Raw genomic sequence first — 26,549 nt, forward strand, 5'->3', positions numbered from 1 at the left:
GTTCCTGCCATTTTGCTTTTCTTGCAAGACAATAGCGTCGCAAGACAACAGTGGAGCTAGTAGATGGCAACTATCAACCAGCTGGTACGTCAGCCGCGTAAGCGTATCGTCGAGAAATCCGACGTACCTGCGCTGCAGAACTGCCCGCAACGTCGTGGCGTATGCACCCGTGTGTATACCACCACGCCGAAAAAACCTAACTCGGCACTGCGTAAAGTATGCCGTGTGCGTCTGACCAACGGTTTCGAGGTTTCCTCGTACATCGGCGGTGAAGGCCACAACCTGCAAGAGCACAGCGTGGTACTGATCCGCGGCGGTCGTGTAAAAGACTTGCCAGGTGTTCGTTACCACACCGTACGCGGCTCCTTGGATACTTCCGGCGTTAAAGGTCGTAACCAGGGTCGTTCGAAGTACGGTACCAAGAAGCCTAAGTAGTAGCGGCTTTTTGTAAAACTGAATCATCTTATTTTCTGAGTCGATAAGAGTAAGGTCGGAGGCGTCCCGAAAGGGCACCGATTCCGAACGAACCTGAAGACCGTTTGAGGGCTTATCCATGCCAAGAAGACGCGTAGCAGCCAAGCGCGAAGTGCTTGACGATCCAAAATACGGAAGCCAAATCCTGGCCAAGTTCATGAACCACGTGATGGAAAGCGGCAAGAAAGCCGTTGCCGAGCGTATCGTTTATGGCGCGCTGGAAAAGGTTAAAGAGCGCAAGAACAGCGACCCCCTGGAAATCTTCGAGAAAGCTCTCGACGCCATCGCTCCGCTGGTCGAAGTGAAGTCGCGCCGTGTAGGCGGTGCTACTTACCAGGTTCCGGTCGAAGTTCGTCCGTCCCGTCGTAACGCTCTGGCAATGCGCTGGTTGGTAGACTTCGCCCGTAAGCGTGGCGAGAAGTCTATGGCTCTGCGTTTGGCCGGCGAACTGTTGGACGCTGCTGAAGGTAAAGGTGCTGCTGTTAAGAAGCGTGAAGACGTGCACCGTATGGCTGAAGCTAACAAAGCTTTCTCGCACTACCGCTTCTAATCTTAGCTTCACTAATTTTGCGAGGGCTTTATGGCTCGTACTACTCCGATTAGCCGCTACCGTAACATCGGTATCGTTGCTCACGTGGATGCTGGTAAAACCACCACCACCGAGCGCGTACTGTTTTACACCGGCAAAAGTCACAAGATGGGCGAGGTGCATGATGGCGCCGCGACCACAGACTGGATGGTTCAGGAGCAGGAGCGTGGTATTACCATTACTTCTGCTGCTATTACCGCCTTCTGGAAAGGTTCCGAGAAGCAGTACAAAGATGAGCACCGCTTCAACGTAATCGATACTCCGGGCCACGTTGACTTCACCATTGAAGTTGAGCGTTCCCTGCGCGTACTCGACGGCGCTGTCGTTGTGTTCTGCGGTACCTCGGGTGTTGAGCCTCAGTCGGAAACCGTATGGCGTCAAGCCAACAAATACGGTGTTCCACGTCTTGTTTACGTAAACAAGATGGACCGTGCTGGTGCTAACTTCCTGCGCGTGATCGGTCAGATCAAGCAGCGCCTGGGTCACACTCCGGTGCCAATCCAGTTGGCTATCGGTTCCGAAGACAACTTCCAAGGCCAGATCGATTTGCTGACCATGGAAGCTGTTTACTGGAACGATGCTGACAAAGGTATGGTTCCTGTTCGTAAGCCTATCCCTGCTGAGCTGCAGGAACTGGCTGACGAATGGCGCAACAACATGGTTGAAGCTGCGGCCGAAGCCAACGAAGAGCTGATGAACAAGTACCTCGAAGGTGAAGAACTCACCAACGTGGAAATCAAGGCTGCTCTGCGTCAGCGTACTATTGCTGGTGAGATCGTCTTGGCTGTTTGCGGTTCCTCGTTCAAGAACAAGGGCGTTCCCCTGGTTCTCGATGCTGTGATCGACTACTTGCCGGCACCAGTGGATATTCCTGCCATCAAGGGTACTGACCCGGATGACGAGACTATCGAGCTGGAGCGTCATGCAGACGACGCAGAACCGTTCTCCGCTCTGGCATTTAAAATTGCCACTGACCCATTCGTGGGTACCTTGACCTTCGTCCGCGTTTACTCGGGCGTGTTGAACTCCGGCGACGGCGTGATCAACTCGGTTAAAGGCAAGAAAGAGCGCGTGGGTCGTATGGTGCAAATGCACGCAAACGCCCGCGAAGAGATCAAGGAGGTGCGCGCTGGTGACATCGCGGCCTTGATCGGCATGAAGGACGTCACCACTGGTGAGACCTTGTGCAACGCTGACAAGCCAATCATCCTGGTTCGTATGGACTTCCCGGAGCCGGTTATTTCGGTTGCCGTAGAGCCTAAGACCAAGGATGACCAGGAAAAAATGGGTATTGCTCTGGGCAAACTTGCTCAGGAAGATCCATCTTTCCGCGTTAAAACTGATGAAGAGACTGGTCAAACGATCATCTCTGGCATGGGCGAGTTGCACCTGGACATCCTGGTTGACCGGATGCGCCGCGAGTTCAACGTCGAAGCTAACATCGGTAAGCCTCAGGTTTCCTATCGTGAGCGCATCACGAAGAACTGTGAAATCGAAGGCAAGTTCGTTCGTCAGTCCGGCGGTCGTGGTCAGTTCGGTCACTGCTGGATCCGTTTTGCTCCTGCTGACGAAGGTCAGGAAGGTCTGCAATTCGTGAACGAAGTAGTAGGTGGTGTGGTTCCTAAGGAATACATCCCTGCTATCCAGAAGGGCATCGAAGAGCAGATGAAGAACGGTGTTGTTGCCGGCTATCCGCTGATCGGCCTGAAAGCAACCGTTTTTGACGGTTCTTACCACGACGTCGACTCCAACGAGATGGCGTTTAAGGTGGCTGCTTCCATGGCAACCAAGCAACTGGCCCAGAAGGGCGGTGGTGAGTTGCTTGAGCCAATCATGGCGGTAGAAGTTGTTACACCTGAAGACTATATGGGTGATGTCATGGGCGACCTTAACCGTCGTCGCGGCATGATCTTGGGTATGGAAGACACGGTTTCCGGCAAAGTGATTCGCGCCGAGGTTCCGTTGGGTGAGATGTTCGGTTACGCGACCGACGTTCGCTCCATGTCCCAGGGTCGCGCAAGCTACTCTATGGAATTCAAAAAATACAACACAGCTCCGGCGCACATCGCTGAAACTGTATCCAAAAAACAAGGCTGATTCAGTCCTTTAGGCAAGGAGTTAATTGTCGTGGCTAAAGAAAAATTTGATCGTTCCCTACCGCACGTCAACGTTGGCACTATCGGTCACGTTGACCACGGTAAAACCACTCTGACCGCAGCTCTGACTCGCGTTTGCTCCGAAGTATTCGGTTCGGCAATCGTTGATTTCGATAAAATCGACAGCGCGCCAGAAGAGAAAGCTCGTGGTATCACCATCAACACCGCGCACGTCGAGTACAACTCGAAGATCCGTCACTACGCTCACGTCGACTGCCCAGGTCACGCTGACTATGTGAAGAACATGATCACTGGTGCTGCCCAGATGGATGGCGCGATCCTGGTCTGCTCGGCCGCTGATGGTCCGATGCCACAAACCCGTGAGCACATCCTGCTGTCCCGTCAGGTAGGCGTTCCGTACATCGTGGTTTTCCTGAACAAGGCTGACCTGGTAGACGACGCTGAGCTGCTGGAACTGGTTGAGATGGAAGTGCGCGATCTGCTGAGCACTTACGACTTCCCAGGCGACGACACTCCGATCATCATCGGTTCTGCTCGTATGGCGCTGGAAGGCAAGGACGACAACGAAATGGGCACCACTGCCGTTCGTAAACTGGTTGAAACCCTGGACAGCTACATCCCAGAACCAGTTCGTCTGACCGACAAGCCGTTCCTGATGCCAATCGAAGACGTATTCTCGATCTCCGGTCGTGGTACTGTTGTGACTGGTCGTATCGAGCGCGGTATCGTTCGCGTTCAAGATCCGCTGGAAATCGTTGGTCTGCGTGACACCACCACCACCACCTGCACCGGTGTTGAAATGTTCCGCAAGCTGCTCGACGAAGGTCGTGCTGGTGAGAACTGCGGCGTTCTGCTGCGTGGTACCAAGCGTGACGACGTTGAGCGTGGCCAGGTTCTGGTTAAGCCGGGTTCGGTTAAGCCGCACACCAAGTTCACCGCTGAAGTCTACGTTCTGAGCAAAGAAGAAGGCGGTCGTCACACTCCGTTCTTCAAAGGCTACCGTCCACAGTTCTACTTCCGTACTACTGACGTGACTGGTAACTGCCAGCTGCCAGAAGGCGTTGAAATGGTAATGCCAGGCGATAACATCCAAATGGAAGTTACCCTGATCAAAACCATCGCAATGGAAGACGGTCTGCGCTTCGCAATTCGTGAAGGCGGCCGTACTGTTGGCGCTGGTGTTGTAGCTAAAATCATCGAGTAAGCATCTCTTTTGAGATAGCTTCGATGCTTTGAAAAGGCCCCCGCTCAGCGGGGGCTTTTTTATTGGGTTGACACCTATCTGGGGCGTCTATAGAATTGCGCCTCCTTTTAACGGGCGTATTGCGCTCGCTGGGAATAGCAGCCGGAGTCTGAAATCCAATGCAAAATCAGCAAATCCGTATCAGGTTGAAGGCTTTTGACCATCGCCTGATCGACCAATCCACCCAGGAAATCGTGGAAACCGCGAAACGTACTGGTGCTCAAGTGCGTGGTCCAATTCCACTGCCTACCCGCAAAGAGCGGTTCACCGTTCTGGTCTCCCCGCACGTCAACAAAGACGCGCGTGACCAGTACGAGATCCGTACTCATAAGCGCGTTCTGGACATTGTCCAGCCAACGGATAAAACCGTTGATGCACTTATGAAGCTTGATCTGGCGGCCGGTGTGGAAGTACAGATCAGCCTCGGCTAAGACTTGGGTCTTAGTCGTGTAACGCTCTGAAATGGGCGGCCATAGCGGGTGAAAGCCCCGTACACTCATGAGGTTTACAACATGACTATTGGTGTAGTCGGTCGTAAATGCGGTATGACCCGTATTTTCACCGAAGAAGGTGTCTCCATTCCGGTTACGGTCATTGAGATCGAGCCGAATCGCGTCACCCAGTTCAAAACTGAAGAAACCGATGGCTATCGTGCAGTGCAAGTCACTGTCGGCGAGCGTCGTGCTTCGCGCGTGACTGCTGCTCAAGCAGGTCACTTCGCAAAAGCAAACGTTGCAGCTGGTCGTACTGTTATGGAGTTCCGTCTTGAAGATGGTGACTACCAGGCTGGCGATCTGATCAACGCTGAAATCTTCGCCGCTGGTCAACTGGTTGATGTAACCGGTCAGTCCAAGGGTAAAGGCTTCCAGGGTACGATCAAGCGTTGGAATTTCCGTGGTCAAGACAACACTCACGGTAACTCCGTTTCCCACCGCGTCCCGGGCTCTATTGGCCAGTGCCAGACTCCTGGTCGTGTATTCAAGGGCAAAAAAATGTCCGGTCATATGGGCGCTGAGCGCGTGACCGTGCAGTCCCTCGAAGTAGTGCGCGTCGACGCTGAACGCAATCTGTTGTTGGTCAAGGGTGCTGTTCCTGGCGCTACTGGCGGCAACCTGGTTGTACGTCCAGCGGCCAAGGCTCGCGGTTAAGGGGAAGCTGACATGCAATTAAATGTAAATGACGCTCAAGCGATCGAAGTTTCCGAACTGACATTTGGCGGCGAATTCAACGAGACGCTGGTTCACCAAGCAGTCGTGGCCTACATGGCCGGCGGCCGTCAAGGTAGCAAGCAGCAAAAGACCCGTTCCGACGTACGTGGTGGCGGTAAGCGCCCTTGGCGTCAGAAAGGCACTGGCCGTGCTCGTGCCGGTACTATCCGTAGCCCAATCTGGCGTGGCGGCGGTACCACTTTCGCAGCTCGTCCACAGGATCACTCTCAGAAGCTCAACAAGAAGATGTATCGCGCAGCTCTGCGCTCCATTCTTGCTGAACTCGTGCGTACTGATCGTCTGGTCGTGGTTCAGGACTTCGCTGTTGAAAGTCCAAAGACCAAAGATCTGCTGGGCAAACTGAACAACATGAGCCTGACCGACGTTTTGATCGTGTCTGAAGCTGTTGATCAGAACCTGTACCTGGCTGCTCGCAACCTGCCACACGTTGATGTACGTGACGTGCAAGGTTCCGATCCAGTTAGTCTGATCGCATACGACAAGGTGTTGATCACCGTGTCGGCCGTGAAGAAATTCGAGGAGCTGCTGGGATGAACCAGGAACGCGTATTTAAAGTTCTGCTTGGCCCGCACGTTTCCGAAAAGGCTACGGTTCTGGCTGACAAGAAAGGCCAGTTCGTTTTCAAGGTTGCAACTGACGCAACCAAGCTGGAAATCAAGAAGGCCGTCGAAAGCCTGTTCAGCGTGAAAGTTGAGCGTGTTACTACCCTGAATGTTCTGGGTAAGAGCAAGCGCACTGCTCGCGGTCTGGGCAAGCGTAATGACTGGAAGAAGGCAGTTATCTCCCTTCAGCCAGGCCAAGATCTCGATTTCAGCAGCAGTGCTGAGTAAGGAAGGGGTGCATCATGGCAATCGTTAAATGCAAACCGACTTCCCCTGGCCGCCGTTTTGTGGTCAAGGTGGTCAACCAGGAGCTGCATAAAGGCGCTCCTCACGCACCGCTGCTCGAGAAGAAATCGAAGACTGGTGGTCGTAACAACAATGGTCGCATTACCACTCGTCACATCGGTGGTGGCCATAAGCAGCATTATCGTCTGGTCGACTTCCGTCGCAACGACAAAGATGGCATCTCTGCCACTGTCGAGCGTATCGAATACGATCCAAACCGTACTGCTCACATCGCTCTGCTGCTGTACGCAGATGGCGAGCGTCGCTACATCATCGCCCCTAAAGGCGTGAGCGCTGGCGACCAGCTGATCGCAGGTGCTTTGGCGCCGATCAAGCCGGGCAACGCTCTGCAACTGCGTAACATTCCAGTTGGTAGCACCGTACACGGCATCGAATTGAAGCCAGGTAAAGGCGCGCAAATCGCTCGTTCCGCTGGTGCTTCGGCTCAGCTGATCGCTCGTGAAGGTGTCTACGTGACCCTGCGTCTGCGTTCTGGTGAGATGCGTAAAGTGCTGGCTGAATGCCGTGCGACCTTGGGTGAAGTCTCGAACTCCGAGCACAGCCTGCGTTCGCTGGGTAAAGCTGGTGCCAAACGCTGGCGTGGCGTTCGCCCAACCGTTCGTGGTGTTGCCATGAACCCGGTTGACCACCCACACGGTGGTGGTGAAGGTCGTACCTCTGGTGGTCGTCATCCGGTATCGCCATGGGGCTTCCCGACTAAGGGCGCGAAGACTCGTGGTAATAAGCGTACCGACAAAATGATCGTCCGTCGTCGCAAGTAAATAGAGGGATACGACAGTGCCACGTTCTCTGAAAAAAGGTCCTTTTATTGATCTTCACCTACTGAAGAAGATCGAAGTGGCGGCGGAAAAGAACGATCGCAAACCAGTTAAGACCTGGTCGCGTCGTTCGATGATCCTGCCACAAATGGTCGGTTTGACCATCGCTGTACACAACGGTCGTCTGCACGTCCCAGTTCTCGTGAACGAAGACATGGTTGGCCACAAACTGGGCGAGTTTGCCGGTACCCGCACTTATCGTGGGCACGTGGCAGACAAGAAAGCCAAGCGTTAAGGGGTTAGGAAATGGAAGTAGCCGCTAAGTTGTCGGGCGCTCGAATCTCCGCCCAGAAAGCCCGCTTGGTCGCCGACCAGATCCGCGGGAAGAAGGTGGGCGAAGCGCTCAACCTGTTGGCTTTCAGCAGTAAGAAAGCCGCCGAGATCATGAAGAAAGTGCTGGAGTCGGCCGTAGCCAACGCCGAGCATAACGAAGGCGCAGACGTTGATGACCTTAAAGTCAGCACCGTTTTCGTCAACGAAGGGCGTTCGCTGAAGCGCATCATGCCACGTGCCAAAGGCCGTGCTGATCGCATCGTCAAGCGGTCTTGCCATATCACTGTCAAGGTTGCTGACAAGTAACGGAGTCGAAGAGATGGGTCAGAAAGTACATCCCATTGGCATTCGCCTGGGAATCGTCAAGGAGCACACCTCCGTCTGGTACGCAGACGGTCGGACTTATGCGGACTATTTGTTCGCTGATCTGAAGGTGCGTGAGTATCTCCAAGACAAACTAAAAAGCGCGTCCGTAAGCCGTATCGATATCCATCGTCCGGCACAAACTGCACGTATCACCATCCACACCGCTCGTCCAGGTATCGTTATCGGGAAGAAAGGTGAAGATGTTGAGAAACTGCGTCAGGACCTGACCAAGCAAATGGGTGTGCCTGTGCACATCAATATCGAAGAGATCCGCAAGCCGGAGCTCGACGGTATGCTGGTTGCGCAGAGCGTAGCTCAGCAGCTGGAGCGTCGCGTAATGTTCCGTCGCGCTATGAAGCGCGCCGTACAGAACGCCATGCGCATTGGTGCCAAAGGCATCAAAATCCAAGTGAGCGGTCGTCTCGGCGGTGCTGAAATCGCACGTACTGAATGGTATCGCGAAGGTCGTGTGCCACTGCACACCCTGCGTGCCGACATCGACTATGCCAACTACGAAGCTCACACCACTTACGGTGTGATCGGTGTAAAGGTTTGGATCTTCAAAGGCGAAGTAATTGGTGGTCGCCAAGAAGAACTGAAACCACAAGCACCAGCGCCTCGTAAAAAAGCTGCTAAGTAAGGGGTACGCCAAATGTTGCAACCAAAGCGTACGAAGTTCCGCAAGCAGATGACAGGCCACAACCGTGGTCTGGCTCAGCGCGGTAGCAAAGTCAGCTTCGGCGAGTTCGCGCTGAAGTCTGTAGCTCGTGGTCGTCTCACCGCTCGTCAGATCGAGTCAGCGCGTCGTGCACTGACCCGTCACGTTAAACGTGGCGGCAAGATCTGGATCCGTGTATTCCCGGACAAGCCGATCTCCAAAAAACCTCTTGAGGTTCGGATGGGTAAAGGTAAGGGTAACGTGGAATACTGGGTAGCCCAGATTCAGCCAGGCAAAGTCCTGTATGAAATCGAGGGTGTAACTGAAGAGCTGGCGCGTGAGGCTTTTGCCCTGGCTGCTGCAAAGCTGCCGCTCGCCACCGCCTTTGTTAAACGGACGGTGATGTGATGAAAGCGAATGAACTTCGTGAAAAATCCGCACAGCAGCTGAACGAGCAACTGCTCGGCCTGCTGCGCGACCAGTTCAATCTGCGCATGCAGAAAGCAACTGGCCAGTTGGGGCAGTCTCATCTGCTCTCGCAAGTTAAGCGTGACATTGCTCGCGTGAAGACTGTGCTCAACCAGCAGGCAGGTAAGTGATCATGGCTGAAGCCGAAAAGACTGTCCGTACGCTGACTGGCCGTGTTGTCAGCGACAAGATGGACAAAACCATCACCGTACTGATCGAGCGTCGCGTTAAGCACCCGATCTACGGTAAATATGTTAAGCGTTCGACTAAGCTGCACGCGCACGACGAAACCAATCAGTGCCACATCGGCGACAAAGTCACTATTCGTGAAACTCGTCCGCTGGCCAAGACCAAGTCTTGGGCACTGGTTGATGTTCTCGAACGCGCTGTGGAAGTCTAAGGACTAGGGGTCGGAGAAATTATATGATTCAGACTCAATCCATGCTCGATGTGGCCGATAACAGCGGCGCTCGCCGTGTTATGTGCATCAAGGTGCTGGGTGGCTCCCATCGTCGTTACGCTGGTATCGGTGACATCATCAAAGTTACCGTGAAGGAAGCAATTCCTCGCGGCAAAGTGAAAAAAGGCCAAGTGATGACTGCTGTTGTAGTCCGCACTCGTCACGGCGTACGTCGTGCTGATGGCTCCATTATCCGCTTTGATGGCAACGCTGCTGTTCTTCTGAACAACAAGCAAGAGCCGATCGGCACCCGTATCTTTGGGCCAGTGACCCGTGAACTTCGTACTGAGAAGTTCATGAAGATCGTCTCGCTCGCCCCAGAAGTGCTGTAAGGAGATCCGACATGCAAAAGATTCGTCGTGACGACGAGATCATCGTGATCGCCGGCAAAGACAAAGGTAAGCGCGGTAAGGTGCTTAAGGTTCTCGCCAATAACCGTCTGGTTATCGGTGGTCTGAACCTGGTCAAGCGTCATACCAAGCCTAACCCGATGTCGGGCGTACAAGGCGGTATCGTCGAAAAAGAAGCTCCACTGGACGCTTCTAACGTCGCCATTTTCAACGGCGAAACCAACAAGGCTGACCGCGTTGGTTTCAAAGTAGAAGACGGCAAGAAAATTCGTGTCTTCAAGTCGACCCAAAAAGCGGTTGATGCTTGAACACTGCTAGGTAGAAGACCATGGCACGACTAAAAGAGATTTACTGGAAAGAAATCGCACCGAAGCTTAAGGAAGAACTTAAGCTTTCGAACGTGATGGAAGTTCCACGCGTTACCAAAATCACCCTGAACATGGGTCTGGGCGAAGCTGTCGGCGACAAAAAAGTCATCGAGCATGCTGTTGCTGACCTGGAAAAGATCACCGGCCAGAAAGTCGTTGTGACCTACGCTCGGAAATCCATCGCTGGCTTTAAAGTCCGTGAAGGTTGGCCGATCGGCGTCAAAGTGACCCTGCGTCGTGAGCGTATGTATGAATTCCTGGATCGTCTGCTGTCGATCTCCCTGCCTCGGGTTCGCGACTTCCGCGGCCTGAATGCCAAGTCCTTCGATGGTCGTGGTAACTACAGCATGGGCGTGAAAGAGCAGATCATCTTCCCGGAAATCGACTACGACAAGATCGATGCTCTCCGCGGTCTGGACATCACCCTGACCACCACTGCCAAGAACGATGATGAAGGCCGCGCTCTGCTGCGTGCGTTCAAATTCCCGTTCCGCAACTGATTGGAGTAGGACCATGGCCAAGATGAGCATGAAAAACCGCGAGCTGAAGCGTCAGCTCACGGTTGCCAAGTACGCCAAGAAGCGTGCAGCACTGAAAGCAATCATCGTAGATCTGAACGCAAGTCCAGAAGCGCGTTGGGAAGCGACAGTTGCTCTGCAGAAGCAGCCACGTGACGCAAGCGCCTCGCGCATGCGTAACCGCTGCCGCCTGACCGGTCGTCCACACGGCGTTTACCGCAAGTTCGGCCTCGGCCGTAACAAACTGCGTGAAGCGGCAATGCGTGGTGACGTACCAGGTCTGGTTAAAGCCAGCTGGTAAGTACTTTCAGCGTCGGGGCGGTCAAAATCGCAAGATACTGACCGCCGGTGACCTTGAATCTGGAACAAGCCCCTTTTGGGGCTTGTTTCATTTCCGGAGTGTGTCTAAAATACGCGGCTCGCCTGAGCCCGTGTTTTTTACCCGGAGATTCTCGGCGACATATGTAGCCGCAAGGCTAATTTTTTTGTATTAGGAGCGTCTAGCCCATGAGTATGCAGGACCCGTTAGCGGACATGCTAACTCGTATCCGTAATGCCCAGATGGCTGAAAAGTCCGTCGTAAGCATGCCATCTTCCAAGTTGAAGGTAGCTGTTGCCAAAGTCCTGAAAGACGAAGGCTACATTGCGGGTTATCAGATCAGCAGCGAAATCAAACCACTGCTGTCCATCGAGCTGAAGTACTTCGAAGGCCGTTCGGTCATCGAGGAAGTGAAGCGCGTTAGCCGTCCAGGCCTGCGTCAGTACAAGTCCGCTGAAGATCTGCCGAAAGTTCGTGGCGGTCTGGGCGTGTCTATCGTCTCCACCAACAAAGGTGTGATGACGGATCGTGCTGCGCGCGCTGCCGGTGTCGGCGGCGAAGTTCTTTGCACTGTGTTCTAAGGGGGGATAAGCATGTCTCGCGTCGCTAAGAACCCCGTTAAGCTGCCAGCCGGTGTCGAAGTAAAATTCGCAGGCCAACAGCTTTCGGTGAAGGGTGCCAAGGGCACTCTTGAACTGAACATCCATTCGTCCGTTGAGATCGTTGAAGAAGCTGGTGAGCTGCGTTTCGCTGCTCGCAATGGCGATCAACAAACTCGCGCAATGGCCGGTACCACGCGTGCGTTGGTAAACAACATGGTCCAAGGCGTAAGCCAAGGCTTCGAGCGTAAGCTCCAGCTGGTCGGTGTTGGTTACAAAGCGCAAGCAAAAGGCACGGTTTTGAACCTGGCCCTTGGCTTCTCGCACCCAGTGGATTACGAACTGCCGGAAGGCATCACCGCTGAGACCCCTAGCCAGACCGATATCCTGATCAAGGGTATTGATAAGCAGCTGGTAGGTCAGGTGGCCGCTGAGATCCGCGACTTCCGTCCACCAGAGCCGTACAAAGGCAAAGGTGTGCGCTACGCGGACGAAGTCGTCCGTCGTAAAGAAGCCAAGAAGAAGTAGGGCATAGCAAATGACCGACAAAAAAGTTACTCGACTGCGTCGCGCTCGCAAAGCACGCCTGAAAATGCACGAACTAGAAGTCGTGCGTCTCTGCGTGTACCGCTCGTCGCAGCACATCTACGCCCAGGTCATCTCGGCCGACGGCAACAAAGTCCTGGCAAGCGCCTCGACTTTGGATAAAGAACTGCGTGATGGTGCCACCGGCAACATCGACGCGGCCACAAAGGTTGGCCAGCTGGTCGCTACACGTGCTAAGGCCGTGGGCGTCTCGCAAGTGGCTTTCGACCGCTCTGGCTTCAAGTACCACGGTCGCGTTAAAGCGCTGGCTGATGCTGCTCGTGAAGCTGGGCTGGAGTTCTAAGTTATGTCAAATAACGACCAAAAGCGCGACGAAGGCTACATTGAGAAGCTGGTTCAAGTTAACCGCGTAGCCAAAACCGTTAAAGGCGGCCGTATCTTCACTTTCACCGCGTTGACCGTGGTGGGTGATGGTAAAGGACGTGTTGGCTTCGGCCGTGGCAAGTCACGTGAAGTGCCTGCTGCGATCCAGAAGGCGATGGAAGCTGCTCGTCGCAACATGATCCAAGTTGATCTGAACGGCACCACGCTGCAATACGCTATGAAGTCCGCTCACGGCGCTTCGAAGGTGTACATGCAGCCTGCTTCTGAAGGTACCGGTATCATCGCTGGCGGCGCTATGCGTGCTGTCCTCGAAGTTGCTGGCGTTCAGAACGTTCTGGCCAAGTGCTACGGTTCGACTAACCCGGTAAACGTGGTTCACGCCACTTTCAAAGGTTTGAAAGCTATGCAGTCTCCTGAATCCATTGCCGCCAAGCGTGGCAAAAGTGTCAAGGAGATCTTCTGATCATGGCTACCGTTAAAGTAACGCTGATCAAAAGCATGACCGGCCGCATTCCTAACCACAAACTGTGCGTTAAGGGTTTGGGTCTGCGTCGCATCGGTCACACTGTAGAAGTCCAGGATACTCCCGAGAATCGCGGGATGATCAACAAGGCTTACTACATGCTGCGTGTAGAGGGTTAATCGATGAAACTCAATGATCTGAGTCCAGCGCCGGGTTCCCGTCGCGAAAAGCATCGTCCGGGCCGTGGTATCGGTAGCGGTTTGGGTAAGACTGGTGGCCGTGGCCACAAAGGTCAAACCTCCCGCTCCGGTGGCACCATCGCTCCAGGCTTTGAAGGCGGTCAACAGCCGCTGCATCGTCGCCTGCCTAAGTTCGGTTTCGTATCCCTGAAAGCTATGGATCGCGCAGAAGTGCGTCTGTCCGAGCTGGCTAAAGTGGAAGGCGACATCGTTACTGTGCAGACCCTGAAAGATGCCAACGTGATCAACGTCAACGTACAGCGTGTGAAAATCATGCTGTCCGGTGAAGTGACTCGCGCTGTCACTATCGGCAAGGGAATCGGCGCCACCAAAGGTGCGCGTTCGGCTATCGAAGCAGCTGGCGGCAAGTTCGAGGAATAAATGGCTAAGCAAGGTGCTCTCTCAGCGCTCGGCAAAGGCGGTATGTCTGAACTTTGGGCTCGTCTGCGTTTTCTGTTCTTGGCGATTATCGTCTACCGAATAGGCGCACACATCCCGGTTCCAGGTATCAACCCGGACCGACTCGCAGACCTGTTTCGACAGAATGAGGGGACCATTCTTAGCTTGTTCAACATGTTTTCCGGCGGTGCGCTGGAGCGGATGAGCATCTTTGCACTGGGGATCATGCCGTACATTTCGGCATCGATCATCATGCAGTTGATGACCGCCGTCAGCCCGCAGCTGGAGCAGTTGAAGAAGGAAGGTGAAGCTGGCCGTCGCAAGATTAGCCAGTACACCCGCTACGGCACTGTCGCTCTCGCCTTGGTTCAAGCTATCGGCATGTCCGTTGGTTTGGCAGGGCAGGGCGTTGCGTTCACTGGTGACTTTGGCTTCCATTTCGTTGCGGTATCCACGTTTGTGGCTGGCGCAATGTTTATGATGTGGCTGGGTGAGCAGATTACTGAGCGTGGTGTTGGTAACGGTATCTCGATGTTGATTTTCGCAGGTATCGTCGCCGGTCTTCCGAGAGCGATTGGGCAGTCTTTCGAGTCTGCACGTCAGGGTGATATCAATATTTTCGCCCTTGTCGCCATCGGTTTGCTGGCAGTAGCGATTATCGGTTTTGTGGTGTTCATTGAGCGTGGTCAGCGTCGTATTGCTGTTCACTACGCCAAGCGTCAGCAGGGCCGTAAGGTTTTTGCTGCGCAGACCAGCCACTTGCCGCTGAAAGTGAATATGGCCGGTGTTATTCCGGCAATTTTCGCGAGCAGCATTTTGCTGTTTCCGGCTTCGTTGGGTACCTGGTTTGGTCAGTCTGAAAACATGGGCTGGCTGCAGGACCTCTCTCAGTCGATCGCTCCTGGTCAGCCGTTGAATATTCTGCTGTTTAGTGCAGGGATTATTTTCTTCTGCTTCTTCTATACGGCGTTGATGTTCAATCCGAAAGACGTAGCGGAAAACCTGAAGAAGTCCGGTGCCTTTATTCCGGGTATCCGTCCAGGTGAGCAGTCTGCACGCTACATTGACGGCGTTCTGACTCGTTTGACCCTGTTCGGTGCTCTATATATGACGGCCGTGTGCTTGTTGCCCCAGTTCCTGGTGGTTGCAGCAAACGTTCCGTTCTACCTTGGCGGGACCTCGTTGCTGATCGTCGTCGTGGTTGTGATGGACTTCATGTCCCAAGTACAATCGCACCTCGTTTCGCACCAGTACGAATCCCTGATGAAGAAAGCCAACCTGAAGGGCTACGGCAGCGGCATGTTGCGCTGAGTACCCCATAAGGTTCGAGGAGTTGGTGATGAAAGTTCGTGCATCGGTGAAAAAGCTGTGCCGTAACTGCAAGATTATTCGCCGCGAAGGTGTTGTTCGAGTAATTTGCAGCGCGGAACCGCGTCACAAACAGCGCCAAGGCTGAGTGTGATCCGCTTGAAGCCCGGCAGCTAGTGCGCTGCCGGGTTGATTATTTGTTATTACAGCGATATTATCTCGCGCCCTATTTCTTGGCTTCCGGGGCGTAGGTAGCTGTCAATTGGAGTCCCACTGAATGGCCCGTATTGCAGGCGTTAACATTCCAGATAACAAGCACACTGTTATCTCGCTGACCTACATCTATGGTGTTGGTCGCACTACTGCGCAGAAAATTTGCGCAGATACTGGGGTAAACCCAGCCGCGAAGATCAAAGATCTGAGCGACGAGCAGATTGAGCTGTTGCGTGGCGAAGTGGCGAAGTTCACCACTGAAGGTGACCTGCGTCGCGAAATCAACATGAAAATCAAGCGTTTGATGGACCTCGGTTGCTACCGTGGTCTGCGTCATCGTCGTGGTCTTCCAGTACGCGGTCAGCGTACCAAGACTAACGCGCGTACCCGTAAAGGTCCGCGTAAGCCGATCCGCAAGTAATCGCCCACGCGAATCGACAGGAAAATTATCATGGCAAAACCTGCTGCTCGTCCTCGTAAAAAAGTTAAAAAGACAGTGGTTGATGGCATCGCCCACATCCATGCATCTTTTAACAACACAATCGTGACCATCACCGACCGTCAAGGTAACGCGCTTTCTTGGGCTACCTCCGGTGGTTCGGGTTTCCGCGGTTCCCGCAAGTCCACCCCGTTTGCCGCTCAAGTAGCTGCTGAACGTGCTGGTCAAGCTGCGCTGGAATATGGCCTGAAAAACCTCGACGTTAACGTCAAAGGTCCAGGTCCAGGTCGTGAGTCTGCTGTCCGTGCTTTGAACGGCTGTGGCTATAAGATCGCCAGCATCACCGACGTGACGCCAATCCCGCACAACGGGTGCCGTCCGCCGAAGAAGCGCCGCGTGTAATCCAGGAGATTGTAAAGAATGGCTCGTTACATTGGTCCAAAATGCAAACTCGCTCGTCGTGAAGGCACCGATCTCTTCTTGAAGAGCGGCGTGCGCGCGATCGAATCGAAGTGCAACATTGAAGCAGCACCTGGTATCCACGGCCAACGCCGCGGTCGCCAGTCCGACTACGGCACCCAACTGCGTGAAAAGCAGAAGGTCCGTCGTATTTACGGCGTTCTCGAGCGTCAGTTCAGCGGCTACTACAAAGAAGCTGCTGGCAAGAAAGGTGCAACCGGTGAAAACCTGCTGCAACTGCTCGAATGCCGTCTGGACAACGTTGTATACCGTATGGGCTTTGGTTCGACTCGTGCCGAATCCCGTCAGCTGGTATCGCACAAATCCGTAAGCGTAAACGGCCAAACCGTTAACGTCCCGTCCTACCAGGTTCGTGCTGGTGACGTGGTCGCGATTCGCGAGAAAGCAAAAAACCAACTTCGCATTGTCCAAGCTCTCGATCTGTGTGCCCAACGTGGCCGCGTAGAATGGGTAGAAGTAGACACTGAGAAGAAGTCGGGCGTTTTCAAGAACGTTCCTGCTCGCAGTGATCTGTCCGCCGACATCAACGAAAGCCTGATTGTCGAGCTCTACTCCAAGTAAGGGCTAGAAAATAGGTGCATCCATGCAGATTTCGGTAAATGAGTTCCTGACACCCCGCCACATTGATGTGCAGGTTGTCAGTCCAACCCGCGCCAAGATCACTCTCGAGCCTCTCGAGCGTGGTTTTGGCCACACCCTGGGCAACGCGCTGCGCCGCATCCTGTTGTCCTCAATGCCCGGCTGTGCAGTAGTCGAGGCCGAGATTGACGGTGTGCTCCACGAGTACAGCGCCATCGAAGGTGTACAGGAAGACGTAATTGAAATCCTGTTGAACCTTAAAGGTCTGGCTATCAAGCTGCACGGCCGTGACGAAGTTACGCTGACCTTGTCGAAGAAGGGTTCGGGGGTGGTTACCGCTGCCGATATTCAGCTGGATCATGATGTCGAGATCGTTAATCCCGATCACGTAATCGCTAACCTGGCGTCTAACGGCGCCCTGAACATGAAGCTCACTGTAGCTCGTGGTCGTGGTTATGAACCGGCCGACTCGCGTCAGAGCGATGAAGACGAAAGCCGCAGCATTGGTCGCTTGCAGCTCGACTCTTCGTTCAGCCCGGTTCGCCGTATCGCATACGTGGTGGAAAACGCCCGTGTCGAGCAGCGTACTAACCTGGACAAGCTGGTTATTGATCTGGAAACCAACGGTACTTTGGATCCTGAAGAGGCAATCCGCCGCGCTGCAACCATTCTGCAACAGCAGTTGGCTGCGTTCGTCGACCTCAAAGGTGACAGCGAACCAGTGGTAATCGAGCAGGAAGACGAGATCGATCCGATCCTGCTTCGCCCGGTTGACGATCTGGAACTGACTGTACGTTCGGCTAACTGCCTTAAGGCGGAAAACATTTACTACATCGGCGACCTGATTCAGCGTACCGAAGTAGAACTGTTGAAGACTCCGAACCTTGGCAAGAAATCCTTGACTGAAATCAAGGACGTTCTGGCCTCCCGCGGTCTGTCCCTCGGCATGCGCCTCGACAACTGGCCGCCTGCAAGTCTTAAGAAGGACGACAAGGCGACTGCCTGATCGTCGTAATCACCGAACGTGAGTTTGGTAAGGAATGAACCATGCGTCATCGTAAAAGTGGTCGTCACCTGAGCCGTACCAGCTCGCACCGCAAGGCCATGTTTCAAAACATGGCGGTGTCGCTGTTCGAGCACGAGCTGATCAAAACTACACTGCCGAAAGCTAAAGAACTGCGTCGCGTTGCTGAGCCGCTGATCACTTTGGCTAAGACAGACAGCCTGGCTAACCGCCGTCTGGCTTTCGACCGTACTCGCTCGAAAGCTATCGTTGGTAAGCTCTTCAACGACCTGGGCAAGCGTTACGCTACCCGTGAGGGTGGCTACCTGCGCATCCTCAAGTGCGGTTTCCGCGCTGGCGACAACGCGCCTATGGCGTACGTCGAGTTGGTTGATCGTGCTACTGCCGGCGAAGCTGTAAGCGCCGAGTAAGACGACAAGCTGTAACGGAGAACCGGGCCTAGTGCCCGGTTTTTTGTGTGTGTAAAAAACGTTGTCTATATTAATTGAGTCGCTGCCAGCATCAGAGTCCAATCCATAGCTAATTACTCTGTTGGGTTTGTTAGTTATTTTCTATCAATGACCATAATTTAATAAATTTGATGGTGTCATCTTGATCGTCAATACTCCCTCTAAGCCGATTAGCCGGCAGTTCCAAGTCTGACCTGAGGAAGATTGAGCATGAGCCAGAATAAAGTCCTTACTACCGCCAGCGGTGCCCCCGTTGCGGATAACCAGAATTCCCGTTCCGCCGGCCCGCGCGGCCCGTTGCTGCTCGACGATTTTCACCTGATCGAGAAGCTCGCTCACTTCAACCGTGAAAACATCCCGGAGCGGCGTGTACACGCTAAAGGTTCGGGTGCCTACGGTACGTTCACGGTCACCCAAGACATTACCCAGTACACCAGCGCCAAGCTGTTTGAGTCCGTTGGCAAGCAAACCCCTACCTTCCTTCGGTTTTCCACTGTTGGTGGTGAACGCGGTTCGGCCGATACCGAGCGCGACCCGCGCGGCTTCGCTTTGAAGTTCTACACCGAAGAAGGTAACTGGGACATCGTGGGTAATAACACGCCAGTGTTCTTCATTCGCGACCCGCTGAAATTTCCGGACTTCATCCACACCCAAAAGCGCCTCCCACAAAGCAACCTGAAAAGCGCGCAAATGATGTGGGACTTCTGGTCGCACTCGCCTGAGGCGCTGCACCAGGTGACCATCCTGTTTTCGGACCGTGGCATTCCAGACGGCTATCGCCACATGCACGGCTTCGGTAGTCACACCTACAGCCTGATCAATGCCAAGGGCGAGCGTCACTGGGTTAAATGGCATTACAAAACCAAGCAGGGCATCAAGAACCTGGCTCCGGCGGATGCCGCACGTTTGGCCGGTACTGACCCTGATTACGCCCAGCGTGATCTGTTCGGCGCGATTGAGCGCGGTGACTTTCCGAAATGGCGCGTCTGCATCCAGATCATGACTGAAGCCCAGGCTAACGCTCACTATGAGAATCCTTTCGACGTGACCAAAACCTGGTCTCAAAAGGAGTTTCCGCTGATCGAAGTGGGTGAACTGGAGCTCAACCGCAACCCTCTGAACTACTTTGCCGAAGTGGAGCAAGCCGCGTTCGGGCCAAGCAATATGGTGCCCGGTGTTGGTCTGTCGCCAGACCGTATGTTGCAAGGTCGTGTTTTTGCTTACGCCGATGCCCATCGTTATCGTGTCGGCACCAATCACCAGCAATTGCCGGTAAACGCGCCGCGCAGCCCGGTAAACAGCTACCAACGCGACGGCTCGATGGCTTTTGGCAGCAACGGTGGTTCAGCCCCTAACTACGAGCCGAACAGCTACGCCGGTGCCCCCAAGCAAGCCCCGCAGTACGCTGAGCCTGCTTTGGCGCTGAGCGGTGCCGCTGATCGTTACGATCATCGTGAAGACACTGACTACTACAGCCACGCGGGTGCGCTGTTCCGTCTGATGAATGCTGAGCAGCAGGCACTGCTGACCACCAACATCGCCGGTGCAATGGCTGGGGTTTCCAGTGATGTTGTCCAGCGTCAATTGGCGCACTTCTACAAGGCAGACGCTGCTTACGGAGAAGCAATCGCAAAGGCGCTGGGTGTATCGCTTAACTGACTCTAAACGATAAGCAGAACCGCCCTCATTTGGGCGGTTTTTGCGTTATTTCAGCTACTTTTCTCGGGAAATGTGCGTTTTTATGCCGTTGATCCCGTGACCTCCAGGTCATGATGGTTCAAACTACAGTCTTTCAAGCAGGGAGATGTAGGGCGATGCAAGGTCACCCCGACGTAATCGATTACCTCAACACGTTGCTGACGGGCGAACTGGCAGCTCGTGACCAATATTTCATCCACTCGCGGATGTACGAAGACTGGGGTTTTACCGAACTCTACGAGCGTATCAACCACGAGATGGAAGAAGAGGCACAGCACGCTGACGCACTGATGCGCCGTATCCTGATGCTCGAAGGCACGCCGCGTATGCGTCCCGACGACCTGGACGTGGGCACAACCGTACCTGACATGCTGGCAGCCGATCTTCGCCTCGAATACAAGGTACGTGCTGCGCTTTGCAAGGGCATTGAGCTCTGCGAGCAGCACAGTGACTTCGTCACACGTGAAATCCTTCGCGTGCAATTGAATGACACAGAAGAAGATCACACCTACTGGCTGGAAAAGCAGTTGGGTCTGATCAAGCTCATTGGCCTGGAAAACTACCTGCAATCGCAGTTCTGATTCCCGGCTACGAAAAAGCCCCTGTCACCGCAAGGTGACAGGGGCTTTTTCATGGGACGACAAGTCAGGCCCGGTCGCGCTCCAGCAACGGTTTCAAGTAGTAACCGGTGTGGGACTGCGGCATTTCAGAGACTTGCTCCGGCGTGCCGACCGCGATGATCTGGCCACCCTTGGAGCCGCCCTCCGGCCCGAGGTCCACCAACCAGTCAGCCGTCTTGATCACATCAAGGTTGTGCTCAATCACCACTACAGTGTTGCCGTGGTCGCGCAATCGGTGCAGCACGTCGAGCAGTTGCTGGATATCCGCGAAATGGAGCCCCGTAGTCGGTTCATCGAGGATATACAGAGTCTTGCCCGTATCACGCTTGGACAGCTCCCTGGACAGCTTCACCCGCTGTGCCTCGCCACCGGACAGCGTGGTCGCTGATTGCCCCAGCTTGATATACGACAGGCCCACATCCATCAGCGTCTGCAGCTTGCGCGCCAATGCTGGAACCGCGTCGAAGAACACGCGAGCTTCCTCGATGGTCATCTCCAGGGTTTCGTGGATGTTCTTGCCCTTGTACTTGATCTCAAGAGTTTCGCGGTTATAGCGCTTGCTCTTGCACACATCGCACGGCACATAGATATCCGGCAGGAAGTGCATCTCTACCTTGATCAAGCCATCGCCCTGACACGCTTCACAGCGTCCGCCCTTGACGTTGAACGAGAACCGCCCAGGCCCGTAGCCACGTGAGCGAGACTCCGGCACACCCGCGAACAGCTCGCGAATCGGCGTGAACAGCCCCGTGTACGTTGCCGGGTTGGACCGAGGTGTACGGCCAATCGGGCTCTGGTCGATATCGACCACTTTGTCCAGGTGCTCAAGGCCCTTGATGCTGTCATGCGCGGCCGCTTCCAGCGTAGTTGCGCCGTTCAGGGCGGTTGCACTAAGGGGGAACAGCGTGTTGTTGATCAGCGTCGACTTACCCGAACCCGATACACCGGTCACGCAGGTCAGCAAGCCCAGCGGAATCTCCAGGTCGACATTACGCAGGTTGTTCCCGCGAGCGCCCTTGAGATGCAGCGCCATCTTCTTGTTGCGCGGCGTACGTTTAGCCGGCACTGCAATCTTCACACGGCCAGACAAGTACTTGCCGGTCAGGGAGTCCGGATGAGCCATGACTTCGGCCGGTGTGCCTTCAGCAACAATATGTCCACCGTGCACGCCGGCGCCTGGGCCAATATCGACCACATAGTCCGCCAGGCGAATCGCGTCTTCATCGTGCTCGACCACAATCACCGTGTTGCCGATATCCCGTAGGTGCTTCAACGTGCCCAACAGACGATCGTTGTCCCGTTGGTGCAAGCCAATGGACGGTTCATCCAGGATGTACAACACGCCCACCAAGCCTGCACCAATCTGGCTGGCCAGGCGAATACGTTGCGCCTCACCGCCGGACAAGGTGTCGGCGCTACGGTCCAGAGAAAGATAGTCCAGGCCCACATTGACCAGGAACTGTAACCGCTCACGAATTTCCTTGAGGATCTTGTCGGCAATTTCCCCACGGCGTCCGGTCAGCTTGAGCACACCGAAGTATTCACACGCATCGCCGATCGGCAGGTTCGTCACTGCTGGCAGGGTCTTCTCGCCCACCCAGACATGCCGCGCCTCACGGCGCAAGCGAGTGCCACGGCAATCTGGACAAGGTTGAGTGCTGAGGAATTTCGCCAGCTCTTCGCGCACGCTCGCCGATTCGGTCTCGCGGTAGCGCCGCTCCAGGTTCGGCACAATGCCTTCGAACGGGTGCGAACGCTTAACGATGTCGCCGCGGTCGTTCAGGTATTTAAAGTCGACGTTCTGCGAACCACTGCCATTGAGGATGACCTTCTGCTGATCTGCAGGCAGTTGGTTGAAAGGCACTTCAAGGCTGAATTTGTAGTGGGACGCCAGCGACCCCAGCATCTGGAAGTAATAGACGTTACGCCTGTCCCAGCCGCGTATCGCGCCTTCCGCCAACGTCAGCTCGCCATTGACCAGGCGCTTGATATCGAAGAACTGCTTCACACCCAGGCCATCGCAGGTTGGGCAGGCGCCGGCCGGGTTGTTGAAGGAAAACAGCTTGGGTTCCAGTTCGCTGATGGCATGGCCACAGATCGGGCAGGCAAAGCGCGCAGAGAAGATGATCTCTTCGCCCGGCTCGTCATCCATCGGCGCAACCAGCGCAATACCATCCGCCAGCTTCAGCGCGGTCTCGAACGATTCCGCCAGGCGCTGCTGCAGGTCGGCGCGCACTTTGAAGCGGTCGACCACTACATCGATCGAATGCTTCTTCTGCTTGTCGAGCTTCGGTGCTTCGTCCAGTTCATACAGCTTGCCATTGATGCGCGCGCGTACAAAACCTTGCGCCCGCAGCTCTTCGAAGACGGAAAGATGTTCGCCCTTGCGCTCGCGAATCACCGGCGCCAGCAGCATCAGCTTGGCACCTTCCGGCTGGGCCAGTACCAGGTCGACCATCTGGCTGACGGTCTGGGCTTCCAGTGGAATGTCGTGATCCGGGCAGCGGGGGATACCGACCCGCGCGTAAAGCAGGCGCAGGTAGTCGTAGATTTCAGTGATGGTGCCCACGGTGGAACGTGGGTTGTGGGAGGTCGACTTCTGTTCGATGGAAATTGCCGGCGACAGGCCTTCAATGGTGTCGACGTCGGGTTTTTCCATCATCGACAGGAACTGCCGGGCATAGGCCGACAGCGATTCCACATAGCGGCGCTGACCTTCGGCATACAGCGTGTCGAACGCCAGGGACGATTTGCCCGAGCCAGACAAGCCGGTGATGACAATCAGCTTGTCCCGGGGCAGGGTCAGGTCGATGTTCTTCAGGTTGTGGGTTCTAGCCCCACGAATCAGGATCTTGTCCAAGATGGCCTCGCACGGCGGGCGTAAATAATGCCGGAGTATACGGCTAAAGACTGGATGAATATACACTGTCAAAGTGCCGGGTGCAGCCTTACATGAAAGCTGCGCGGCAAAGCGCCGCATATACCCTCTCAATCGATGGGACTGGTAGAATCGCCGCCGGTTCACACGAGGTTTTTCCATGCACGATCCCCACAGCGAACGCATGAGTAGCGGCGAGACCCGAGCGGCAAGCGGTCTGGCCCTTGTGTTCGCCTTCCGTATGCTGGGCATGTTTATGGTGTTGCCAGTGCTGGCGACCTATGGCATGGACCTCGCCGGCGCAACCCCGGCGCTGATCGGCCTGGCGATTGGCGCCTATGGCCTGACACAGGCGATTTTTCAGATTCCGTTCGGGATCATTTCCGACCGCATTGGCCGTCGTCCGGTGATTTACCTGGGGCTGATCGTGTTCGCCCTCGGCAGTGTGCTCGCGGCCCAGTCCGATTCGATCTGGGGCGTGATCGCCGGACGTATTCTGCAAGGTGCCGGGGCGATTTCCGCTGCGGTGATGGCGCTCCTCTCTGACCTGACCCGCGAGCAGCATCGCACCAAGGCCATGGCGATGATCGGTATGACCATCGGCCTGTCGTTTGCCGTGGCCATGGTGGTCGGACCCTTGCTCACACGTGCGTTCGGCCTGCACGGTTTGTTTCTGGCCACAGGCGGCATGGCGTTGTTCGGCATCGTGATCGTGGCCTTCATGGTGCCGCGCTCCACCGGCACATTGCAGCACCGTGAATCCGGCGTTGCGCGCAACGCGTTGTTGCCGACGCTCAAGCACCCGGACCTGCTGCGCCTGGATTTAGGTATCTTCGTATTACACGCAATGCTGATGTGCAGCTTCGTCGCCTTGCCCCTGGCACTGGTACAAAAAGCCGGGCTGCCCAAGGAGCAGCACTGGTGGGTCTACCTCACCGCTCTGTTGATTTCGTTTTTCGCCATGATCCCGTTCATCATCTATGGCGAGAAAAAACGCAAAATGAAACGAGTTTTGCTGGGCGCCGTCGCGACATTGATGCTCACTGAACTATTCTTCTGGCAGTTCGGCGACAGCCTACGGGCGCTGGTAATCGGCACGGTGGTGTTCTTCACCGCGTTCAACCTGCTGGAGGCTTCATTGCCTTCGCTGATCAGTAAAGTTTCACCGGCGGGTGGCAAGGGCACGGCGATGGGGGTGTATTCCACCAGCCAGTTCCTCGGCTCGGCGTTAGGCGGCATCATGGGCGGCTGGATGTTTCAGCATGGCGGTTTGTCGGTTGTCTTCCTCGGATGCGCCGGGCTGGCTGCACTTTGGCTGGTCTTTGCTGTTACCATGCGCGAACCTCCCTACGTCACAAGTCTGCGTTTGCCGCTATCGCCCGAAGCGATCCGCGAAGCCGGTCTGGCAGAGCGCCTGAAGGCCGTCGTAGGGGTAACGGATGCAGTCGTGGTCGCTGAAGAGGCGGCCATTTACATCAAATTGGACACCGAATTATTGGATCGCGCGACGCTTGAGCAACTGGTCAACCCAGTGCCGACAGCGCGCCCAGCCTAGGAGAACGTTATGGCCCGTGGGGTTAACAAAGTCATATTGGTCGGTACTTGCGGCCAGGATCCCGAAGTTCGCTACTTGCCTAACGGTAACGCCGTGACCAACCTGAGTCTGGCGACCAGCGAACAGTGGACCGACAAGCAAACCGGTCAGAAAGTCGAAAAAACCGAATGGCACCGTGTGTCGATGTTCGGCAAGGTCGCAGAGATCGCCGGTGAATACCTGCGCAAGGGTTCGCAGGTCTACATCGAAGGCAAACTGCAGACCCGCGAGTGGGAAAAAGACGGCATCAAGCGTTACACCACTGAAATCGTGGTCGACATGCAAGGCACCATGCAACTGCTGGGCGGCCGTCCACAGGGCGACCAACAGGGCCAGGGCGGCATGTCCAACTCGGCACCGCGTCCACAGCAGTCGCGTCCGCAGCCAAGCCAGCAGCCACAGCGTGAGTCGCGTCCAGCGCCACAGCAGGCCGCTCCTCAGCCGGCTCCGGATTTCGACAGCTTTGATGACGATATTCCGTTCTAGGATATCGCTCGGAGCAATCCGTAAAGTTTTCCCGGAAAGCCCCGTGAGCACTGCTCTCGGGGCTTTTTTATTTGCCATCGCTACCCACGGCTCCAGGCCGAACGGTGTTCTGAAACGGATCAACTGACGGGACCAGTGATCAGTTGTCCCGGCATTTGTGCTCATGGGCTACAGGATTTAGGCTGGAGCCAAACCCTAGAGACGAAGGAAAGCCGCGATGACCTGGTCTGCCAAGCAGTACACGATGTTTGAACAACAGCGCACTCGCCCCGTGCGTGACCTGGTGGCAGCCATTCCCAATCTGGATGTGCACACCGCCGTCGACCTCGGCTGCGGCCCTGGCAACTCCACCCAAGTGTTGGCCGAGCGTTTTCCTCAAGCGGATGTCACCGGCATGGACAGCTCTGAAGACATGCTCGTCGACGCCCGCAACCGCCTGCCGAGCCTGAGCTTTGAACTGGCGGACATCGGCGCCTGGAACCCTGTAAAAACATTCGATGTGATCCTCGCCAACGCCTCGCTGCAATGGCTGCCAGACCACGCCACGCTTTACCCCCATCTGGTCAACCAGTTGAACCCCGGCGGTACGCTGGCGGTGCAAACCCCGGATAACCTGGACGAGCCTGCGCACCGCCTGGCTCGGGAGGTTGCGGCGGATGGCCCGTGGGCTGCCAGGATTGGTACGGTCAAACACAATGAACGGCACGCGGCGAGTTACTACTACCAGTTGCTGAGCAAGCACTGCGCCACTATTGATGTATGGCGCACGACCTACCTGCACCCGTTGGCGGATCATGGGGCGGTGGTGGAGTGGTTCAAGGGCTCTGCATTGCGTCCATTCCTCGCGCCTTTGACCGATGATGAAAAAGTCGCCTTCCTACAGGAATATCAGGCGCGGATTACCCAGGCCTATCCAGCCCTGGCCGATGGCAGCGTACTACTGCCATTCCCGCGCCTGTTTATCATCGCGACCCGCTAAAAGCCCAGGCAAGC

38 protein-coding genes are annotated in these 26,549 nt (G+C 55.3%); 37 read left to right on the plus strand and 1 reads right to left on the minus strand.

The window, feature by feature from the left end:
• The first annotated feature begins 63 nt into the window (after positions 1-63).
• The 34 genes from rpsL to bfr all read left to right on the plus strand — a co-directional run bounded on the left by rpsL (position 64) and on the right by bfr (position 20,559).
• Positions 64-435: a 30S ribosomal protein S12 gene (gene rpsL / locus AOA60_RS11900; protein ID WP_002555494.1), complete on the plus strand. Its 372-nt coding sequence runs from the start codon at positions 64-66 to the stop codon at positions 433-435.
• Between the two features lie 118 nt (positions 436-553).
• The gene (gene rpsG, locus AOA60_RS11905; protein WP_002555493.1) at positions 554-1,024 is read left to right on the plus strand and encodes a 30S ribosomal protein S7; all 471 of its coding nucleotides are present in this window, start codon (positions 554-556) and stop codon (positions 1,022-1,024) included.
• A 30-nt stretch (positions 1,025-1,054) separates the two neighbouring features.
• Positions 1,055-3,160: an elongation factor G gene (gene fusA / locus AOA60_RS11910; protein ID WP_015886136.1), complete on the plus strand. Its 2,106-nt coding sequence runs from the start codon at positions 1,055-1,057 to the stop codon at positions 3,158-3,160.
• 30 nt (positions 3,161-3,190) lie between these two features.
• A complete protein-coding gene (gene tuf, locus AOA60_RS11915) occupies positions 3,191-4,384 on the plus strand; it encodes an elongation factor Tu (RefSeq protein ID WP_099584606.1) in 1,194 nt (397 codons plus the stop codon).
• Between the two features lie 158 nt (positions 4,385-4,542).
• Entirely contained in the window at positions 4,543-4,854 is a 312-nt protein-coding gene (gene rpsJ, locus AOA60_RS11920; protein ID WP_003186070.1) for a 30S ribosomal protein S10, read from the plus strand.
• 81 nt (positions 4,855-4,935) lie between these two features.
• A complete protein-coding gene (rplC, locus tag AOA60_RS11925) occupies positions 4,936-5,571 on the plus strand; it encodes a 50S ribosomal protein L3 (protein WP_003194649.1) in 636 nt (211 codons plus the stop codon).
• Between the two features lie 12 nt (positions 5,572-5,583).
• Positions 5,584-6,186, plus strand: a complete 603-nt coding sequence (gene rplD, locus AOA60_RS11930; protein ID WP_003176424.1) for a 50S ribosomal protein L4 — start codon at positions 5,584-5,586, stop codon at positions 6,184-6,186.
• Positions 6,183-6,482, plus strand: coding sequence for a 50S ribosomal protein L23 (gene rplW, locus AOA60_RS11935; protein WP_002555488.1), 300 nt, complete (start codon positions 6,183-6,185; stop codon positions 6,480-6,482). Before rplD ends, rplW begins: the two co-directional genes overlap by 4 nt.
• A 14-nt stretch (positions 6,483-6,496) precedes the next feature.
• Positions 6,497-7,321: a 50S ribosomal protein L2 gene (gene rplB, locus AOA60_RS11940; RefSeq protein WP_003176423.1), complete on the plus strand. Its 825-nt coding sequence runs from the start codon at positions 6,497-6,499 to the stop codon at positions 7,319-7,321.
• Positions 7,322-7,337: 16 nt separating this feature from the next.
• On the plus strand, positions 7,338-7,613 hold the full coding sequence (rpsS, locus tag AOA60_RS11945) for a 30S ribosomal protein S19 (protein WP_003232420.1): 276 nt from the start codon (positions 7,338-7,340) through the stop codon (positions 7,611-7,613).
• Positions 7,614-7,624: 11 nt separating this feature from the next.
• Positions 7,625-7,957, plus strand: a complete 333-nt coding sequence (gene rplV, locus AOA60_RS11950; protein ID WP_003103908.1) for a 50S ribosomal protein L22 — start codon at positions 7,625-7,627, stop codon at positions 7,955-7,957.
• Positions 7,958-7,970: 13 nt separating this feature from the next.
• A complete protein-coding gene (rpsC, locus tag AOA60_RS11955) occupies positions 7,971-8,657 on the plus strand; it encodes a 30S ribosomal protein S3 (protein ID WP_003176422.1) in 687 nt (228 codons plus the stop codon).
• 12 nt (positions 8,658-8,669) lie between these two features.
• On the plus strand, positions 8,670-9,083 hold the full coding sequence (gene rplP, locus AOA60_RS11960; protein WP_003232424.1) for a 50S ribosomal protein L16: 414 nt from the start codon (positions 8,670-8,672) through the stop codon (positions 9,081-9,083).
• Entirely contained in the window at positions 9,083-9,274 is a 192-nt protein-coding gene (gene rpmC / locus AOA60_RS11965; RefSeq protein ID WP_002555481.1) for a 50S ribosomal protein L29, read from the plus strand. Before rplP ends, rpmC begins: the two co-directional genes overlap by 1 nt.
• 2 nt (positions 9,275-9,276) lie before the next feature.
• Entirely contained in the window at positions 9,277-9,543 is a 267-nt protein-coding gene (gene rpsQ / locus AOA60_RS11970; protein ID WP_003176419.1) for a 30S ribosomal protein S17, read from the plus strand.
• Positions 9,544-9,566: 23 nt separating this feature from the next.
• Entirely contained in the window at positions 9,567-9,935 is a 369-nt protein-coding gene (rplN, locus tag AOA60_RS11975) for a 50S ribosomal protein L14 (protein WP_002555479.1), read from the plus strand.
• 11 nt (positions 9,936-9,946) lie between these two features.
• Positions 9,947-10,261 carry a 50S ribosomal protein L24 gene (gene rplX / locus AOA60_RS11980; RefSeq protein WP_003176416.1) on the plus strand — a complete coding sequence of 105 codons (315 nt, stop codon included), beginning with the start codon at positions 9,947-9,949 and terminating at the stop codon, positions 10,259-10,261.
• 20 nt (positions 10,262-10,281) lie between these two features.
• Positions 10,282-10,821, plus strand: coding sequence for a 50S ribosomal protein L5 (gene rplE / locus AOA60_RS11985; RefSeq protein WP_003176415.1), 540 nt, complete (start codon positions 10,282-10,284; stop codon positions 10,819-10,821).
• A gap of 13 nt (positions 10,822-10,834) precedes the next feature.
• Entirely contained in the window at positions 10,835-11,140 is a 306-nt protein-coding gene (gene rpsN / locus AOA60_RS11990) for a 30S ribosomal protein S14 (RefSeq protein ID WP_003176414.1), read from the plus strand.
• A 206-nt stretch (positions 11,141-11,346) separates the two neighbouring features.
• Complete coding sequence (gene rpsH, locus AOA60_RS11995) at positions 11,347-11,739, plus strand: 30S ribosomal protein S8 (RefSeq protein ID WP_003176413.1); 393 nt, start codon at positions 11,347-11,349, stop codon at positions 11,737-11,739.
• A gap of 12 nt (positions 11,740-11,751) precedes the next feature.
• Positions 11,752-12,285, plus strand: coding sequence for a 50S ribosomal protein L6 (gene rplF / locus AOA60_RS12000; protein WP_003176412.1), 534 nt, complete (start codon positions 11,752-11,754; stop codon positions 12,283-12,285).
• 10 nt (positions 12,286-12,295) lie between these two features.
• Positions 12,296-12,646: a 50S ribosomal protein L18 gene (gene rplR / locus AOA60_RS12005; RefSeq protein ID WP_017135964.1), complete on the plus strand. Its 351-nt coding sequence runs from the start codon at positions 12,296-12,298 to the stop codon at positions 12,644-12,646.
• A 3-nt stretch (positions 12,647-12,649) separates the two neighbouring features.
• Positions 12,650-13,150, plus strand: coding sequence for a 30S ribosomal protein S5 (gene rpsE, locus AOA60_RS12010; RefSeq protein ID WP_003186035.1), 501 nt, complete (start codon positions 12,650-12,652; stop codon positions 13,148-13,150).
• Positions 13,151-13,152: 2 nt separating this feature from the next.
• Positions 13,153-13,329: a 50S ribosomal protein L30 gene (rpmD, locus tag AOA60_RS12015; protein ID WP_003176408.1), complete on the plus strand. Its 177-nt coding sequence runs from the start codon at positions 13,153-13,155 to the stop codon at positions 13,327-13,329.
• Positions 13,330-13,332: 3 nt separating this feature from the next.
• Positions 13,333-13,770 carry a 50S ribosomal protein L15 gene (gene rplO / locus AOA60_RS12020; RefSeq protein WP_003176407.1) on the plus strand — a complete coding sequence of 146 codons (438 nt, stop codon included), beginning with the start codon at positions 13,333-13,335 and terminating at the stop codon, positions 13,768-13,770.
• On the plus strand, positions 13,771-15,099 hold the full coding sequence (gene secY / locus AOA60_RS12025; protein ID WP_017736663.1) for a preprotein translocase subunit SecY: 1,329 nt from the start codon (positions 13,771-13,773) through the stop codon (positions 15,097-15,099).
• Positions 15,100-15,127: 28 nt separating this feature from the next.
• Positions 15,128-15,244: a 50S ribosomal protein L36 gene (gene rpmJ, locus AOA60_RS12030; protein ID WP_002555468.1), complete on the plus strand. Its 117-nt coding sequence runs from the start codon at positions 15,128-15,130 to the stop codon at positions 15,242-15,244.
• Positions 15,245-15,373: 129 nt separating this feature from the next.
• Positions 15,374-15,730, plus strand: a complete 357-nt coding sequence (gene rpsM, locus AOA60_RS12035; protein ID WP_003210063.1) for a 30S ribosomal protein S13 — start codon at positions 15,374-15,376, stop codon at positions 15,728-15,730.
• A 30-nt stretch (positions 15,731-15,760) separates the two neighbouring features.
• Entirely contained in the window at positions 15,761-16,150 is a 390-nt protein-coding gene (rpsK, locus tag AOA60_RS12040) for a 30S ribosomal protein S11 (protein WP_002555466.1), read from the plus strand.
• Positions 16,151-16,168: 18 nt separating this feature from the next.
• Positions 16,169-16,789: a 30S ribosomal protein S4 gene (rpsD, locus tag AOA60_RS12045; protein WP_003210056.1), complete on the plus strand. Its 621-nt coding sequence runs from the start codon at positions 16,169-16,171 to the stop codon at positions 16,787-16,789.
• A 22-nt stretch (positions 16,790-16,811) separates the two neighbouring features.
• Positions 16,812-17,813, plus strand: a complete 1,002-nt coding sequence (rpoA, locus tag AOA60_RS12050; protein WP_003176403.1) for a DNA-directed RNA polymerase subunit alpha — start codon at positions 16,812-16,814, stop codon at positions 17,811-17,813.
• A gap of 41 nt (positions 17,814-17,854) precedes the next feature.
• Complete coding sequence (gene rplQ, locus AOA60_RS12055; protein ID WP_003176402.1) at positions 17,855-18,241, plus strand: 50S ribosomal protein L17; 387 nt, start codon at positions 17,855-17,857, stop codon at positions 18,239-18,241.
• 249 nt (positions 18,242-18,490) lie between these two features.
• Entirely contained in the window at positions 18,491-19,939 is a 1,449-nt protein-coding gene (locus tag AOA60_RS12060) for a catalase (RefSeq protein ID WP_099584607.1), read from the plus strand.
• 155 nt (positions 19,940-20,094) lie between these two features.
• A complete protein-coding gene (gene bfr / locus AOA60_RS12065; protein WP_033900044.1) occupies positions 20,095-20,559 on the plus strand; it encodes a bacterioferritin in 465 nt (154 codons plus the stop codon).
• A gap of 64 nt (positions 20,560-20,623) precedes the next feature.
• Here bfr and uvrA read toward each other — a convergent pair whose 3' ends face one another.
• On the minus strand, positions 20,624-23,458 hold the full coding sequence (gene uvrA / locus AOA60_RS12070) for an excinuclease ABC subunit UvrA (protein WP_099584608.1): 2,835 nt from the start codon (positions 23,456-23,458) through the stop codon (positions 20,624-20,626).
• A gap of 178 nt (positions 23,459-23,636) precedes the next feature.
• Here uvrA and AOA60_RS12075 point away from each other — a divergent pair, with 178 nt between their 5' ends.
• The 3 genes from AOA60_RS12075 (at position 23,637) to tam (ending at position 26,535) form a co-directional block, all read left to right on the plus strand.
• Positions 23,637-25,031: an MFS transporter gene (locus AOA60_RS12075; protein ID WP_099584609.1), complete on the plus strand. Its 1,395-nt coding sequence runs from the start codon at positions 23,637-23,639 to the stop codon at positions 25,029-25,031.
• Between the two features lie 9 nt (positions 25,032-25,040).
• Positions 25,041-25,556 (plus strand): single-stranded DNA-binding protein, encoded by a 516-nt coding sequence (locus AOA60_RS12080; RefSeq protein WP_003232445.1) that lies wholly within the window; start codon positions 25,041-25,043, stop codon positions 25,554-25,556.
• A 217-nt stretch (positions 25,557-25,773) separates the two neighbouring features.
• Positions 25,774-26,535: a trans-aconitate 2-methyltransferase gene (gene tam, locus AOA60_RS12085; protein ID WP_099584610.1), complete on the plus strand. Its 762-nt coding sequence runs from the start codon at positions 25,774-25,776 to the stop codon at positions 26,533-26,535.
• Positions 26,536-26,549 lie beyond the last annotated feature (14 nt).

The sequence above is a fragment of the Pseudomonas sp. 2822-17 genome (assembly GCF_002742485.1).
In the GTDB taxonomy this organism is placed as follows: Bacteria; Pseudomonadota; Gammaproteobacteria; order Pseudomonadales; family Pseudomonadaceae; genus Aquipseudomonas; species Aquipseudomonas cyclaminis.